Genomic DNA, 15215 nt, shown 5'->3' on the forward strand with positions numbered 1-15215 from the left:
TAAGATACAGAGTGGTATTGGACATTCCCACTTTTGGCAGGGTTATCCCATCTTACGAGCCAACATAGTTTCAGCCACCTGTTCCGAGTTTTGCCTTCAGGTCCTCCGCACGAAATCTCACGATACTCGCACTACCTGTCAGCTATACATTTCCGCCACAACGGCATGTTAGGGACTTTCACCCATTAGAGCGAAGCGCTGCCAAGCGCACCAAAAAACAGAGGGCATTTTGCCCTCTGTTTTTCATCTATATTGCAATTAGTTCTCTTGCACTTCTCGACGATTCTTCTTAAACATCTTCGATAAAATTTCATACACAATCGGTACAACAATCAACGTTAATAACGTCGAACTTGTCAATCCGCCGATTACGGTAACTGCGAGGCCTTTGGAGATTAATCCTCCGCCGCCGCCTGCGCCAAGTGCTAATGGGATTAATGCACCAATTGTAGCAATGGCTGTCATCAGAATTGGGCGAAGACGCGTTGCTCCTGCTTCTAGGACCGCTTCACGCATTCTCAATCCATCACGTTCCATATGAATAATCCGATCGACTAGGACGATGGCGTTCGTGACGACGATACCGATTAACATCAATAGACCCATCATGACAGATACCGAAATGGTTTCGCCGGCGATTAACAAACCAACAAAAGATCCAATAACCGCAAACGGTAACGAGAATAAGATCGCAAACGGCGCGACACCTTCACGGAAGGTAACCACAAGAATGAAGTACACAATCGCAATCGCTGCTGCCATGGCAATACCAAGCTGTGTAAAGGTTTCGGTCATATCTGCCTGTACTCCGGCAACGCTGACCGTTACACCTTTTGGTAAATCTAATTTATCTACTTCTTTTCCAACTTTAGTCGTTACTTTGGAAATATCCGTACTCTTAATTTTTCCTGAAACGGTTGCGTAGTATTCACCTTTACTACGTGCAAGCGTATTTTGCGTTGTTCCCTTTTTCACCGTAACAAGCTCTGAAAGCGGCATAGTGGTGCCAAGGGCTGTTGGTACTTGTTTCGCTAAAAGGTCATCGATTGATTCTGGTTGTGCTGCTTGTTCCTGCTGCACGATGACATCTAGAGAGCTGCCGTCCTTTTCAACCGTTGTTAATACATCCTGTGTTTTTTGTGGACTTAACATCATCACGAGCTGACCCGTTGTTAACCCGTATTTCAGTAAATTAGCCTGTTCCACACGGAAAGTATATTCGACGTAAGCGTCCTCGGCACTAGAAGTCACATCTTTTAAGTCATCATGTTTCTTCAGTACGGACTCAACTTTTTTCACAGATTGATTTAGCTTGTTTATATTTTCACTGTAAAGGGTGTAGCTAACTTCATTAGTGGAACCCGACATGGCGCCGAAATTCTGGCTCTTCCATTTGCCTGATTGATCAAGGCTGGTTACATCCTTTTCAATTTTTTCCTTCACCTCTGAGAAGTTCTCCATATCTGGGTCAAAAATCAGATACATTAAGGCTCCGCCTCCGCCGCCACCCATCATAGCGGACATTTGGTCGCCTTCTTCGGTTATGGAAACTTGAACGATATCAATATCTTTACGTTTTAGCATCTTATTTTCGACTGCCTGAACGTTTTCCAATGTATCTTCCTTCAATTCCCCTGCCTTTGGTGTGTACGTTAAGTACATCACTTTCTCCTCATCACTGCCCATAAAGCTGAAGCCGATTAACGGTGTTAACGCCAAGCTTCCGGCTAATAACACAATCGCAAGGATGGAAGCTATCACTTTATGATTAAGGGTCTTTTCAAGGAACCATTTGTACCATTTCGCTAATTCCCCGGCATCTTTATGGCGTTTTGTTGTTTTCTCACCATATAACTTTTTCCTAAATAAGAAGTGTGATAGGGCCGGAACGATGGTAATCGCGACGAGTAACGATGCCCCAAGCGCGAACGCCATTGTTAAAGCGAACGGTGCGAACAATTCACCAACCATGCCGCCGACAAAGATCATTGGCGCAAATACCGCCACTGTTACCAATGTCGAGGACATAATTGGTTTGAACATTTCAATCGTGGCCTCACGGACAAGGGCACGGCCGTTTAATTTCTCTTCTTTTAAATGCAGTCTTCGATATATATTTTCGACGACGACAATCGAGTCATCGATGACCCGGCCAATGGCAACCGTAATCGCCCCAAGCGTCATAATATTCAATGTAATATCCATCCAGTTCAACAGCAATAACGCCATGAAAATTGAAACTGGAATCGAAACGATTGAAATAATCGTTGATTTAAAATCACGTAGGAACAGAAGAATGATTAAGACGGCAATTAGCCCGCCAAATACTGCTTTTTCAATCATCGTCGCCACCGATTCTTCAATCGGTTTCCCTTGGTCAAGCGTGACATCAATGACGAGGCCACTAACCTTTGCTTTTTCCTCTTTTACTACCTTTTTCACCTTGTTTACTACATCAACTGTGTTTGCCTGCTGGCCTTTGACAATCTGAATGGCAATCGCATCTTTCCCGTTTGTTCGGGAGATGGATTGTACTTTTCCAACGGTATCAATGGTTGCGATATCGCTAAGCTTTACAAATGGTGATGGGCTGGCAGCTGTTGGTGTGACCGGAATCAGCATATTTTTTAATTCGTCAGCAGTCATGAACTTGCCGTCAATCGCAACAGCCTGCTCCCCCGCTTTAAACTCATAAAGTCCAAGTGACACAGCCATATTGCTTGCTTGAATCATTTGCTTCACTTTATCTTCCGTTAATCCAAACTCAGCCAATTTCGCTTTGTTATAGGTAAGATCTACTTCCTCAATATGCTGGCCGGTAATCGTTGCCGACGCAACACCCTCGATTTTTTCGATTTTTGGAAGCAAGCTTTCCTCAACGGTTGATGTTAATTCAACAATATCCTCTTTTGAACTGCTGACACTGAGCGCCACAACCGGCATCATATTCATGCTAATTGCAGTTGTTGTCGGCTCTTGTGCCCCTTCCGGCAATTTCAAGGAATCAAGCGCTGACTTTAATTCCCGTTTGGCTTCATCCATATCGATACCGTACTCGTATTCCACTTGAATACTCGACACGTTTGCGTTGGAATTAGAATAGACAGCTTTCACATGATCAAGGCCTTCTACCGCTTTTTCAATCGGCATGGACACCTCTTTCATTACCTTTTCAGGCGTGGCTCCTGGATAGACATCCATAACCATTAAGTATGGGATCGAGATATTTGGAATCGTCTCCATATTCATTCGCGTACCTGAATAGATACCAGATACCGTAATGATAATCGTAAGCAGCCAGACGGCTAATTTATTTTTCAAAACAAAATTGACTAACCCTTTCACTATTACACCTACCCTAAATTGACTTATTAAGCTCAATTACTTATACTAATGACCAGCAAGTCATTTGTCAATGAAATAGGAGCGACCATAAATGGTGAAAAAACAATTAATAATGGAAAAATCGCTGGAGCTTTTTGCTAAGCAAGGGTTTGAAGCAACATCCGTTCAGCAGATAACAGAACATTGCGGGATTTCCAAAGGGGCCTTTTACTTATCCTTCAAGTCAAAGGACGAATTGATCATCGCCTTAATCGACCAATTTATGATGCAAATCATTGCTGATATTGACTATATAGTCAGAAATACAGAAGACAGTCAACTTTTATATCAATTTTATTATGCCATTTATTATGCCTTTCAAAAGCATTCTGATTTTGCCAAAGTTCTCATGAAAGAGCATTCGCAAACATTTAACAAAGATCTGATTCTAAAAATGCAATACTACGACAAACTTCTTGAAAGCAATATCTTACTGCTGGTTGAACGTTTATACGCTGAAGAGGTCGAAGAGACAAAATATGATTTAATGTATTGTATTAAGGGATTCATGAATATGTATTCGCAGTTATTTGTGTTCTATAATGTGCCATTGGATTTACAGGTATTGTCGGAGTCGCTTGTGGAAAAAACATCCTTACTAGCTCACCATATGACTATCCCCTTTGTTACAAAAGAGCTCGGCCAAATGTTTAAGCAGCCCATGCAGGAAGAAGGAACGAAAGAACAGCTCGGTATAATAATGGAGCAAAAGATCGAAGAAATGGAAGAGTCTATTGAAAAGGAGTCCTTACTCCTGCTGCGGCAAGAGCTGTTGGATCCTTCGCAGCCGCCTGCGGTTGTGAAAGGCTTAATCGAGAATATTCGTAAACACCCCCATTGTAAATGGATCTCTTTCTTGCTTCGGCAATATTTTGGATTTTAAAAATGAATCGACCGGTTTCATGTGGAAGCCGGCCTTATTCGATTTTTCCTATGATTGGTGATTTCCTATCTTCCAATTTAGGCGATAATTTCCCGTTCATTTTTATATTTTTCATATTGTTTTTCGATGATGATTTTTTTGAGAGTTTGAACGACCTCCCATACCTCAGTGTAGGACGTATATAGGGCCACCGGGGCAAGGCGAATGATGTTAGGTGCCCGGAAATCAGGAATAATGCCATTTTCCTTCAAGGACTTACAAATTCGGGCAGCTTCACGATGCTCAAGGCCTACATGTCCGCCGCGGCGCGCATCCTCTCTTGGTGTCCCAATAAAAAAGCTCATACCCGCTAATTCATGATCGATTACATCCATTAAATACTGAGTGATTTTAAGCGATTTTTCACGGATATTCTGAATGCCTGCCTCTGTAATCATTTCCAACGACCCGATTAATGGCGCCATGCTAAGAATATGTGGTGTACCAATTTGGAACGCCCCTGCCGAGTGAGCTGGTGTTAGGGTATGCTCCATGTCGAATTGTTTGTCTTTATTCGAACTAAACCAGCCGGCAAGACCAGGCATTTTTCCAAAATGCTTGCGATTCACAAATATACCGCCCACCCCGCCAGGTCCGCCGTTTACATATTTATAATTGCACCAAAACGCGAAATCAACCTCCCATTTGCTGAAGAAATGAGGAACCGAACCAACGGAGTGACAGCCGTCAAAACCGATTAAAATCCCTCGTTTATGCGCCTCTTTCGTTAATCGTTTCATGTCTATTATTTGACCGCTGCGATACAGCACTGTCGGCAGGACGATCAGCGCAATCTCATCGTTCATCGCATCGATCATGTCATCTTCTTCTATAAAGCGACCATCGCGGCTTTTCACACGGACGAGATGTGTATTCGGATCGTAGCCATGAATCTTTAGCTGGCTTTGTAATGCATAAATATCTGATGGAAATGTGAGTTCATCCGCTAGGATTTTTGTGCGCTTCCCTTCCGGCTTGTAGAAAGTAGAGACAAGCTGGTGCAAATTAACTGTGGTAGAACCCGTGACAATGACCTCTTCAGCGGAAGCCCCAACTAACGGTGCCAGCTTTTCTCCCAGCTGCTCCGCCATAAAGAACCATGGATGGTTCCCCTTTGTCCAGCCATCAATCCCATATTGCTTCCAATCCTCTAAGGATTCTAAGAGCGTTTTTTCAGCCCTCCTCGAAAGAAGTCCTAAGGAGTTCCCATCCATATAAATCATACCTGGCTTTAAATAAAACTCCTCACGAAAACGTGAAAGAGGATCCTCTTGATCTAATTGTTTTGCAAAATCTGCTGTTGGTAAGAAATTTGCCTCCATCGTAGTCCTCCTTTCCTAAAGCTAAATGGTGCCTGACACCATTTAGGATATTATTCCTTTGCATATATGTTAAAAGATTTTTACCTATGACGAAAGAATAATCAGTTGCAAATCACGAAACTTAACAGAAGTTCCCACATATGATAGTGATAATACCAATCTATTCATTTCTTCACTATGCCTGTAATTTTCCCCGAGTATAATGAAACGGAGGGTTTTTCATGAAAAGGTGGTTACCTGTTTTTTCTGTTGGTCTTTTATTCCTCTTAAGCGGCTGTTCTTACCTAAACAATACGTACGACACACTTGATTACGTAAACGATGCCAAAGATTATTTAGACAACGTCGTAACTTTCGCCGATGAAACCTCAGTCCTCCTACAGCAGGCTGTAGACGACCCTCAAGCAGCAGATGAACTTCAGACAACCCTTCAACAAATGAAGGATGACGCAGAATCCTTCGATACCTTGGACGTACCAGAAACAGTCGCTGCTTTCCATCACGAGCTCATGGAACAAAACAATCTATTGTCAGACCAAATTGACATGTACCTACATCACATAAAAGACGGCAAACTTGACCCTTCCTTCCTTGAAAACAGCGAACTCCTTCAGCCCATCCAAGAAATCACCAACACCATCAAACAACTCAATCGACTAGGCACCCAGGTAAAGGAAACGCTCAACGCTTCACATGGTGCCTGACACCATTACTAACATATACACTGGATTTACGATTACTATAGATGAAAAGCTCCTCTCATGATGAGAAGAGCTTTTATCGTTTGGTATTCAATAAGAATAAGGGATTGTCTTTATTATTTCATCCAGTCCGGTTTTCCAAATCCTTTGAATTGGTCGTCGATGATTTTTTCAAACTCTGCCGATTCGACAACGGCTTTAATATCCTTTGCCAGCTGGGTATCTTTATTTTCTGTTTTGACAGCAACGACATTGCGGTATGGATTAAGCATATTTTCAAGCGCTATTGCGTCAAGCAAGTCCATCTTAGCAGCCAGGGCGAAGTTTCCAGGAACAGCAGCTAAATCGGCACTGTCAACAGAACGAGGCAGTTGACCTGCTTCAATCGGCTGGAATTTCAAGTTTTTCTTGTTTTCCGTAATGTCCTTCTCTGATACAGTAATCGGATCGGCTTTTTCATTGATTGTAATCAAACCTTCATCGCGGAGAGTATTCAACGCGCGGGCCGCATTCGTTGGGTCATTCGGTAGGGTCACCGTTGACCCATCCTTTACTTCATCTAATGATTTATACTTTTTTGAAAAAATCCCCATTGGTGCTGTTGGAACCGAAATCAAAGGAGATAAATCCATGTTATTTTCTTTCGCAAAACTTGCCAGGTAGATTGAGTTTTGGAATAGGTTGGCTTGAATATCGCCATTATCTAATGCCTTGTCTGGTTGGATATAATCACTAAACTCGACAACCTCCACTTTATAGCCCTTTTTCTCTAATCCTGGTACAATTGCTTTCTTCAACATATCACTATACGGACCAGCAGTGGCCCCTAATTTAATATCCTTCGATTTGGCACTTGCCTTGTCCTTGCTTTCGGAACTGCCGCCGCAAGCCGCTAACGCTCCAACGACTAAAAGTAAAACCATTGCTAAAAACCATTTTTTCATCATCATTTCCTTCTTTCCTATTTTCTTTTATCGACAGCTTTGGCAATAAAATCCCCAAGAAGCTGAACAAACTGAACTAAGACAATTAATATGACAACAGTGGCAATCATGATAGTGTTGTCATAGCGATAGTAGCCAAAACGAATCGCTAAGTCCCCGATTCCGCCGCCGCCGACTGTGCCGGCCATTGCCGAAAAGCCAATTAAACTAATGAGGGTCAACGTAATTCCGGAGATAATCCCCGACCTTGCCTCAAGGAGCAGGACATCTTTAATGATCATCCATGGGGTAGCACCGGCAGCAATTGCCGCTTCAATGACGCCCTTATCAATCTCCCGTAACGCTGTCTCAACAATTCGGGCAAAAAAAGGAATGGCTGCCACGGATAGTGAAACACTTGCCGCGGTTGGTCCAATCGTTGTTCCAACGATAAGGTTCGTTAGCGGAATTAACGCAACCAACAGGATAATAAACGGAATCGATCGGATTAAATTGACGAGAAAGCCCATGCAAACCTGGACTGCACCATTTTGCAAAAACAAGCCTTTATCAGTGACATATAAGAGAATCCCCACAGGCAAACCGATGATAATCGCAATCGCCAGTGAAATAGCAATCATATAAATCGTCTGTAAAAAGGCTGTATTGATATCGGGAATCAGTTCGATCAGATGATTGAAATCAATACCCATCACGTAACACCTCCACTTGCGCTGCACGGTCCTCGATATACCGAAGTGCCGTACGTACTTCCTCCTTCTGACCATTCAGTTCCATAATAAAGATACCAAGCGGCAATTCCTGAATGTACTCAATCGAACCATGAAGGAAGTTCCCTTTTACCTTAAATTGCTGCAGCATATCGGAAATAACGCCCTCGCCTGCGACTTTTCCTTTGAAGGTCACTTTAATGATAGGACCCTGGCAATTTTTTAAAATAGCCTCCGGAACATCAAAGGAAACAACACTTTCGATAAACTCTTTTGTCAGTGCAGCCTGAGGGCTGGCAAATAAGTCATAAACCGGTCCCTCTTCAATGACCCGTCCCTCTTGCATAATCGCCATCCGGTGGCAAATTTCCTTAACCACATTCATCTCATGGGTAATTAAGACAATGGTGATATCGAGTTCTTTATTGATTTTTTTCAATAGAGTCAAAATCGATTTAGTTGTCGTTGGATCTAGTGCAGAAGTGGCTTCATCACACAAGAGCACCTTGGGGTTATTGGCAAGTGCCCGCGCAATTCCCACCCGTTGTTTTTGCCCGCCGCTCAATTGCGCCGGATACACATCCCGTTTATCCGTCAATCCTACGGTTGCAAGCAGTTCTTCGACCCGTTCTTTGATTTCACTCTTCGGATAGTTGGCAGCCTTCAGGGAAAAAGCAATATTCTCAAACACGGTTTTTTGACTGATTAAATAAAAGTGTTGAAAAATCATCCCGATTTTTAACCTTGCTAAGCGAAGCTTCTCGCCTTTTAATGAGGTAAGGTCAGTTCCATCGACGGTAATAGCGCCTGTAGTAGGCCGCTCTAGCAAATTGATACAACGCAAGAGCGAACTTTTTCCGGCACCGGAATAGCCGACTATCCCGTAAATTTCGCCTTTTTGAATGGTTAATGATACCGCATCGACACCCTTAACCGTGCCATGCTTTGTTTTGTAAATCTTTGTAAGATTCTGAATTTCAATCATAGGATGACCTCTTTTTCAAAAGATTAGAAAGTATAAGATTTTCGACTTTGAGAATTGTCCAGCTCCAGCGCACTTGGGCATTTCTTATTGTCATTATTTTTTAGAAATAATAAAATGCCCCTTTCACCTGAAAGGGGCATCGAAATACAAAGAAATATTTCGACTTATCTTTCAGAATGAAGGTCATTCTGCAGGAATTGGCACCTTCCCGAAGTGGGGGTTGCCGGACGTCATAGGGCCTAGTCCCTCGGTCGCTCTCGATAAGTTAAATTGAGTTTAGTAAGATAGTTTAGATATTACTCATCTATGTTTATTTTGTCAATCATCAGAAAATAGTATTCTACTGCAATAAAACGCTTCCATTCCTGTTATATCAATCTACAAAGTGGGTTTTAAAAACTTTTTGAAGCAAAAGAACCGTCCCCTGCTTCCTTTTTTGAATACTCATCCTAAAGCACCATTTTGTTATTGACCCCGTGACAAAAGGGTGTAGTTTTCTTATAATCTTGATAGTTCCATCTTTTACCACCATTTAAATAAATTACGTAGCGGTTTTTTTAATTAATCGAGAGGTGACCATATGGGATTTGATGTTGACCAGGCTGTCTCACAGGCGAGAAGGTTAAGCCAATATGCAGATAAACTGCAAGATATAAAAAAGAGCATGGAAACCTATAAAGGCAATTTAACTGTCCATTGGCAGGCAACGGAAGCAACGTACATAAACAATGCGATTGACCATCTTAGTAAGAAGTTTTATTCAATATCGCAAACGCTAGATGAGATTGGTGAAGATATTGCCCGCACTACACATGAAATTAGAAATGAAGAAATAGCGAAAGAAAAGGCGGCTGCAAAATCACTATAAGAGGTAATTAGCTGGACGAATGGTGCAATATATTTCTCGGTACCACAAAATACATGATTTACTTAGAGAGGGGATTTCTTTGGATCAAATCAAAATAAACGTAAGTACGATAAAAGGGTATCAAAGCAATTTAGAAAGAGATAAATCAAGTATTTCAGATGTTAAACAAAGTGTGTCCTCATTAAGGAATCAAATCAGCAGTAAAATCCTGTCCCGAAGATCTATTGGGCAAAAACTGAACACAATTGTTCAGGATATTCAAGACGCTGAAAGTCAATTAAACAAACTGAAGTCCTTCATGGAGGAATCGATTAACCAATACATATCAGCTGAAAGAAAAGTAGATGGCAAGGCTGCAGCTTTGCTCGGGATCGATCGTGTCATTATGGACAGTCAAAAGGGCGGTGCTGCTGCCAGGCAGAAACATGTGTCTAAATCTGATAGTCAATGGGAACAATGGCGTAACGGCATTATTGAAGCCCTTACAAATGATGAAGGCGGACTAGCCAGCGAGCTGCTTTTAGGAGGCTTCTCCGCTTCCTTAGTCTCGAAATATTACAAGATGCCAAAGTTTTTTAAGGACGGTAGATACCTCAAGGTTTTGAATAGTGAATTCTATAAAGGCGGCGAGGGACTAGCGAGAAGATACACGATAGAAAACGTCAAAAACGGCAGATATCCCAATGTGTCAAAGCTAGTAAATATAGATAAAGGTTTAAAAATTGCTGGGAAGGTAGGAGTGGCAGGAGCATTAATCACCGGCGCTGCTCAAGTGTATAAAGAACTCACAACAGATACTTCTGTGTCAACAAAAAGAAAAGTGATCAACGCTGGGGTGAAAGGTGCAGAAGTGGCTGCTGTAGCAGTTGTTGGGGCAAAATTCGGGGCTGCAATCGGGACGGTCATTGCACCGGGAGTTGGGACAGCCGTTGGTGCTGTCGTTGGTGCCGGAGTTGCAGCCATTAGTTCCTATGTCATCGACAAGGGTTTAAATTTAAACATATGGGGTTCTGGGAAAAATAAAAAGTCAACATTGGATGTCATTGGGGATGGCGTTGAAATAGGGGTTGATGCCGTTGGAAATGCAGCCAAAGGTGCATCAAGGTGGTTCGGGAATTTATTCAAGGATAAACCAAAGCCAGTAACAGGTGCAGGCTAGTAATGGTTCGTAACCACCAGTAAGGAGTGAAGAAAATGGTTTATAATTTTTCAAAATATGATATAGGTTTTCTAAGTCTTATTTTTCATCATCCATTACCATTAATTGTAGATGATCCATTCAATGATAGGACAAAGGTTCAGATCCAAAATGAATGGCAGCTATTTACCGAAAGCTTTCGTTCAAAAGGACTTCTTCGTACAGATGTACTTGGAAATGTTATTTTGGATACTAGTCTTATAGAATCATTAGTATCCATGTTTGGTGCCGACACCATGATCTCAATTATTCAAGAAGAAGAGATTCAGTCCGTCTTTTATTTACATGGAGAGGATAGGTCACTATTAAAAAAAGAGGATATTGGTTTTTCTCTTAAACACTTTGAGGGCGAGGAAGATTTTTCCCATGACTTTTTAGCCAACATGAGTATGGAAATGGCCGCCTCACCACCCCCTTTTGAATACTTTTCACTTCAACTCCCTACTAGTCAATTTGATACTCTTCTTGGTTGGTATAACAACAGTGAAATTGCCAAAATCAGCGATCTTTGCACCATTAAACAAGTAAGCTTCGAGACTTGTATTTCTTTATTAAATTCAGCCCATCAACATGAAGGTCTATCCGTTCTCACGGAGAGAATAGGCGGGACTGGAACGATCATCACGAAAATAGTTAATGATTCCGGTATACTTACACTGGTTAAAATGATTTACACGGAAGAAAAGGAAATGACCGCATTACTTCAATGTCCTCCTAACAAATTAATTAAGACAATACTAGCGTTTTAGAAAGAGAGAAACCAGATGAAAACAAAGCAATCAAAAACGTCTCCATCCCCAAACGATACATTTAAGAAAAATATACTTTTCATAAATGTGGTTTTATTTGCCATTACGGCTTTTTTCGCATTAGTCTGCTTTCAATATTCAAATGTTATCCCAAATCAGTCTTTACTTATTTCAGTGTATATTGTGCTATTGGTAAGTTTAGGTCTTTTTATTTATGGATTTTGGCTGCGAAATAACATAAGGCTCAACAGGCAGATGGGGATTTTCAGCTCCGTATATTGTATCCTAGTTAGCATCCTGCTTTTCTTAACCGCAAATATTTTGTATACAGCTGGTGTAGAAGAGGGAACAATTGTCGAAGAGGTTCATTACTTCTCCTTTTCATTACTAGAGTATTTGATTATTATCTCTATTTTGTCAGTACTCCTATTTATCCTCTCATCACCAAAAGTATTAAACCGGGAAATCAAAACGGCGAAGGCTTATGTTTGGGCAAGTGTCCTCGGAATTGGACTGGTCATCATGGCCTATATCATTATGATAGTGATCATGAACAAGATTTTTACCAATCCTGATTCAGTAAAGGATTCCTATGAAATTTTAGCTGGTTCAGTTGGGTTCGGATATATCGGCTGCGCAATGATGATTGTTATACGTCGATCAAAGACGAAAGGAACGAAAAATAATGGATAAGTATTTACCGATTGGTTCTGTTGTCCTCTTAGAAGGCGGCACTAAAAGGGTGATGATCTACGGCCGCAAGCAACAGGAACTGAATACCAACAAAATTTGGGATTACATTGCCTGTCTTTACCCCGAAGGTAATATTAACGAACAATACATGTATTTATTTAATCATGACCAAATAGAAAAAATTTATTTTATTGGCTATCAGGATGAAGAAGAGTTTGAATTTGTAAAGGAGAATTTGTCCGAAAACGATTAAATAGGAATTTGAAAAAATCCCCATTGGGGCTGAATTTGCTCTTCGAACGTCATAGGGCTTAGTCCCTCGGTCGCTCCCAATCGTCTCTGCCCCAAATTGGTGAAAAGCAGCGAATGACTAAGATAACAAGGGGGATTTTCGCTTATATGAAATGATGTTGTCGTTTTCAATTCAATTGTTTCCGTCTTCACCGATATTGTGTCAATGCCCCGACTTCCTCATAAAGAAAAGCAAAGGATTCAATCCTTTGCTCCTAAGCGGCTGATATCTCTTTCACTTCAGGTTCCTTCTTGAAGGCAATTTTCTTTTTAAATAGGCTGGCAGCAACAAATGAGAGGAGTGAAAGAATTAAAACGTACGTCCAGATTCGGGCCATAGATGGCGTATTCCATACACCTAAAAAGTAAAGCAGCGCGGGGATCGTTAGTGTGACCCATGACTGCACGAAGGCAACGATTCCGAGATAAGAATCAATTTTCTTTTTCAGCGCATTTGATAAAAAGAAGAGAAACCACAAAAATGACCACATTCCCCATGTTAAGGCACTCACTACATCATGAAAGTGGACAATTGAAGTTATGGTGTAAACGACTGCAATAATGGCAACCCATAAGCAGAACCAACCGAGACCATTGCCCTCGAATCCCTTCAATGCAGTGGTTCCTACATATAAGTAAGTCAAGCCAAATAAGAAAATGGCCGCATCATTATAAAGTTCCCAATTAGTTTGATCCGAAACCATGAGTAAATAAAATGGAATAATAACTTGAATACTTCCTACGAAAATATTAAAAACGCCAACACTCTTCCCATCTGCCTTCCCTAACAACATAAGACTGTTTAAAAATAAGACAGCACCCGATAGAAATAAACCCACATAGCTCACTGCATTCCACTCCTTTAAAAAAGGAAAAGGCAGTTTCTCTTCTTGATGAAGAAAAGAAATTGCCCTTTCAAACAAAATTTTATCATAATAGTGATCATCAAATCTTTATATTTCATTTTTCAAAGTAACTATAGCACACGTCATGAACATATGTTAAGCCAGATTTGAAAAAATGTAAAATTAACTTATTTCCATTATCTCCATAATCGTCCTATAAGCGTTAAGAACCAAAAAGGTGCCAGGCCCCACCCATTTTAACTGGATGGAGCCTGACACTTGTGGTCGTCCCCTACTTTATTCATTTTTATAAAAACGTTCACCTGTATCAGGGTTATAATATACTCTGGTTTTTTCACCCGTTACGGGGTCAATATTTATTTCCTCTGTCGATTGGAATCCATCCGGAACTTTTATACCATGATTTCGGTTAAACCGTTTGTCGTAAATAAAGTAGCCAAGGAGGATGCAAAAGATAACGATAATTATTTCTATGGCATAGAAACTAATGACGAACTTCATTAAATTGCCTCCACAATAACAGCCGTTCCATATGCCACAATTTCACTCATATTTTTGCCGATTTCACCAGAATCAAATCTCATCATCACTATCGCATTTGCACCCATTTGGTTGGCATTTTTAATCATACGGTCCAAGGCTTCTTTTCTTGAATCTTCAAGCATCGCTGTATACTGCTTGATTTCTCCGCCTACTAGCGATTTTAAACCTGCCATAATATCGCCGCCAATCCCTCTGCTTCTAACAATCAGTCCGAATACAGGTCCTTTTATTTCTACAACTTTGTAGCCTTCAACTTTTTCAGTGGTAACCACTAACACAATAATCACCTCCATCATTATATTTTTGGTTGTGTTCAATTCCTATTCATCATCAAAACAGTGCAGAAAGTCGCTAGATTTCTTTAGAAGAAACAGGTAAAAATAGTTTAATTCCCCGTTTATTAAAGGGTAGGATTTTAAGATCTGCCAGCAAATGACTGATGTAACCGGCTAGGCAGGTATAAAAGATACCACTAATTCCAAGCGATACCTCTAATTTGGATGCGATAATCCCAAAGAAGATGACTCCCAATAGCGAATGGGTATAGCTGCGGTGCGATACAAAGGACGCAATTAAAATATAAATTCCAAGTAGGATCAACCATAGTTCTTGTAAGGAGACGCCCCCCGCAAGTACACCAATTCCCGTGATTGTTAACATATGCTTTTGCTTGATTTTCGAGGCTACTCCTATAATTGCCAATCCAATGCCTACCCCAACCCATTTTTCTGTCGCTCCACCCTCAAAAAAACTATAAAAGATCATAAGAGCCCCAATTAGCTGAGCAGCCGTCCGAATTACCTTATGTGATAAAGTGATTTTGCCGCGAAGACTCCCATCAATGTCAAGATCAGGGATTAAAGCAGATATTCCTCCTAATCCGACTAATAAGAGGGTGGTTGAGGGAGTAGATTGAAACTGGTTGGCAACGATAAATCCCGCAGCTGCTCCAATTGCCGCATGTGCTGTACCATTCAATTGTATGTTCACCTCTAAATAAAATTGTTGTGGTTATTTCATAAAAACACCACACTATATT

Annotated in this window: 16 protein-coding genes and 1 riboswitch; of the genes, 7 read left to right on the forward strand and 9 right to left on the reverse strand. The window is 41.1% G+C overall.

Annotated elements, in window-relative coordinates; translation table 11 throughout:
- Positions 1-258: 258 nt before the first annotated feature.
- Complete coding sequence (locus RCG19_RS06665) at positions 259-3345, reverse strand: efflux RND transporter permease subunit (protein WP_308110175.1); 3087 nt, start codon at positions 3343-3345, stop codon at positions 259-261.
- Positions 3346-3436: 91 nt separating this feature from the next.
- On the opposite strand from RCG19_RS06665, the gene RCG19_RS06670 reads away from it, so the two are divergent.
- Positions 3437-4267, forward strand: coding sequence for a TetR/AcrR family transcriptional regulator (locus tag RCG19_RS06670; protein WP_308110176.1), 831 nt, complete (start codon positions 3437-3439; stop codon positions 4265-4267).
- A 77-nt stretch (positions 4268-4344) separates the two neighbouring features.
- Here the strand turns inward: RCG19_RS06670 and kynU are convergent, their stop codons facing one another.
- Positions 4345-5628: a kynureninase gene (gene kynU / locus RCG19_RS06675; RefSeq protein WP_308110177.1), complete on the reverse strand. Its 1284-nt coding sequence runs from the start codon at positions 5626-5628 to the stop codon at positions 4345-4347.
- Positions 5629-5849: 221 nt separating this feature from the next.
- Here kynU and RCG19_RS06680 point away from each other — a divergent pair, with 221 nt between their 5' ends.
- Positions 5850-6332 (forward strand): DUF6376 family protein, encoded by a 483-nt coding sequence (locus RCG19_RS06680; RefSeq protein WP_308110178.1) that lies wholly within the window; start codon positions 5850-5852, stop codon positions 6330-6332.
- Positions 6333-6445: 113 nt separating this feature from the next.
- On the opposite strand, the gene RCG19_RS06685 is transcribed toward RCG19_RS06680, so the two are convergent.
- From RCG19_RS06685 to RCG19_RS06695, 3 genes are read right to left on the reverse strand one after another with little or no spacing between them, the layout of a single operon-like run.
- Positions 6446-7273: a MetQ/NlpA family ABC transporter substrate-binding protein gene (locus RCG19_RS06685; RefSeq protein ID WP_308110943.1), complete on the reverse strand. Its 828-nt coding sequence runs from the start codon at positions 7271-7273 to the stop codon at positions 6446-6448.
- A 17-nt stretch (positions 7274-7290) separates the two neighbouring features.
- Positions 7291-7965 carry a methionine ABC transporter permease gene (locus RCG19_RS06690; RefSeq protein WP_308110179.1) on the reverse strand — a complete coding sequence of 225 codons (675 nt, stop codon included), beginning with the start codon at positions 7963-7965 and terminating at the stop codon, positions 7291-7293.
- A complete protein-coding gene (locus RCG19_RS06695) occupies positions 7955-8968 on the reverse strand; it encodes a methionine ABC transporter ATP-binding protein (RefSeq protein ID WP_308110180.1) in 1014 nt (337 codons plus the stop codon). Before RCG19_RS06695 ends, RCG19_RS06690 begins: the two co-directional genes overlap by 11 nt.
- A 161-nt stretch (positions 8969-9129) precedes the next feature.
- Positions 9130-9235, reverse strand: a riboswitch (SAM riboswitch).
- Between the two features lie 313 nt (positions 9236-9548).
- Here RCG19_RS06695 and RCG19_RS06700 point away from each other — a divergent pair.
- The 5 genes from RCG19_RS06700 (at position 9549) to RCG19_RS06720 (ending at position 12729) form a co-directional block, all read left to right on the forward strand.
- Positions 9549-9836 carry a hypothetical protein gene (locus RCG19_RS06700; RefSeq protein WP_308110181.1) on the forward strand — a complete coding sequence of 96 codons (288 nt, stop codon included), beginning with the start codon at positions 9549-9551 and terminating at the stop codon, positions 9834-9836.
- 79 nt (positions 9837-9915) lie between these two features.
- Entirely contained in the window at positions 9916-10995 is a 1080-nt protein-coding gene (locus tag RCG19_RS06705; RefSeq protein WP_308110182.1) for a hypothetical protein, read from the forward strand.
- Between the two features lie 35 nt (positions 10996-11030).
- A complete protein-coding gene (locus tag RCG19_RS06710; RefSeq protein WP_308110183.1) occupies positions 11031-11783 on the forward strand; it encodes a hypothetical protein in 753 nt (250 codons plus the stop codon).
- A 15-nt stretch (positions 11784-11798) separates the two neighbouring features.
- Complete coding sequence (locus RCG19_RS06715) at positions 11799-12476, forward strand: hypothetical protein (protein ID WP_308110184.1); 678 nt, start codon at positions 11799-11801, stop codon at positions 12474-12476.
- Positions 12469-12729: a DUF4176 domain-containing protein gene (locus tag RCG19_RS06720; protein ID WP_308110185.1), complete on the forward strand. Its 261-nt coding sequence runs from the start codon at positions 12469-12471 to the stop codon at positions 12727-12729. The genes RCG19_RS06715 and RCG19_RS06720 overlap by 8 nt, the downstream gene beginning before the upstream one ends.
- Positions 12730-12982: 253 nt before the next feature.
- Here the strand turns inward: RCG19_RS06720 and RCG19_RS06725 are convergent, their stop codons facing one another.
- From RCG19_RS06725 to RCG19_RS06740, 4 genes are all read right to left on the reverse strand, one after another.
- A complete protein-coding gene (locus RCG19_RS06725; protein WP_308110187.1) occupies positions 12983-13615 on the reverse strand; it encodes an AmiS/UreI family transporter in 633 nt (210 codons plus the stop codon).
- A 294-nt stretch (positions 13616-13909) separates the two neighbouring features.
- Positions 13910-14134: a hypothetical protein gene (locus tag RCG19_RS06730; RefSeq protein ID WP_308110188.1), complete on the reverse strand. Its 225-nt coding sequence runs from the start codon at positions 14132-14134 to the stop codon at positions 13910-13912.
- A complete protein-coding gene (locus RCG19_RS06735) occupies positions 14134-14454 on the reverse strand; it encodes a YbjQ family protein (protein ID WP_166240444.1) in 321 nt (106 codons plus the stop codon). Before RCG19_RS06735 ends, RCG19_RS06730 begins: the two co-directional genes overlap by 1 nt.
- Positions 14455-14527: 73 nt before the next feature.
- Complete coding sequence (locus tag RCG19_RS06740) at positions 14528-15154, reverse strand: metal-dependent hydrolase (protein WP_308110189.1); 627 nt, start codon at positions 15152-15154, stop codon at positions 14528-14530.
- Between the last annotated feature and the right edge of the window lie 61 nt (positions 15155-15215).

This window comes from Neobacillus sp. OS1-2 (assembly GCF_030915505.1).
Classification (GTDB): domain Bacteria; phylum Bacillota; class Bacilli; order Bacillales; family Cytobacillaceae; genus Neobacillus.

What these genes read in the sequence shown, in the direction of transcription:
- RCG19_RS06670 (WP_308110176.1), top strand. Translation starts at nt 3,437, where the DNA reads ATGGTGAAAAAACAATTAATAATGGAAAAATCGCTGGAGCTTTTTGCT.
- RCG19_RS06695 (WP_308110180.1), bottom strand. Translation starts at nt 8,968, where the DNA reads ATGATTGAAATTCAGAATCTTACAAAGATTTACAAAACAAAGCATGGC.
- kynU (WP_308110177.1), bottom strand. Translation starts at nt 5,628, where the DNA reads ATGGAGGCAAATTTCTTACCAACAGCAGATTTTGCAAAACAATTAGAT.
- RCG19_RS06715 (WP_308110184.1), top strand. Translation starts at nt 11,799, where the DNA reads ATGAAAACAAAGCAATCAAAAACGTCTCCATCCCCAAACGATACATTT.
- RCG19_RS06700 (WP_308110181.1), top strand. Translation starts at nt 9,549, where the DNA reads ATGGGATTTGATGTTGACCAGGCTGTCTCACAGGCGAGAAGGTTAAGC.
- RCG19_RS06690 (WP_308110179.1), bottom strand. Translation starts at nt 7,965, where the DNA reads ATGGGTATTGATTTCAATCATCTGATCGAACTGATTCCCGATATCAAT.
- RCG19_RS06685 (WP_308110943.1), bottom strand. Translation starts at nt 7,273, where the DNA reads ATGAAAAAATGGTTTTTAGCAATGGTTTTACTTTTAGTCGTTGGAGCG.
- RCG19_RS06720 (WP_308110185.1), top strand. Translation starts at nt 12,469, where the DNA reads ATGGATAAGTATTTACCGATTGGTTCTGTTGTCCTCTTAGAAGGCGGC.
- RCG19_RS06710 (WP_308110183.1), top strand. Translation starts at nt 11,031, where the DNA reads ATGGTTTATAATTTTTCAAAATATGATATAGGTTTTCTAAGTCTTATT.
- RCG19_RS06680 (WP_308110178.1), top strand. Translation starts at nt 5,850, where the DNA reads ATGAAAAGGTGGTTACCTGTTTTTTCTGTTGGTCTTTTATTCCTCTTA.
- RCG19_RS06730 (WP_308110188.1), bottom strand. Translation starts at nt 14,134, where the DNA reads ATGAAGTTCGTCATTAGTTTCTATGCCATAGAAATAATTATCGTTATC.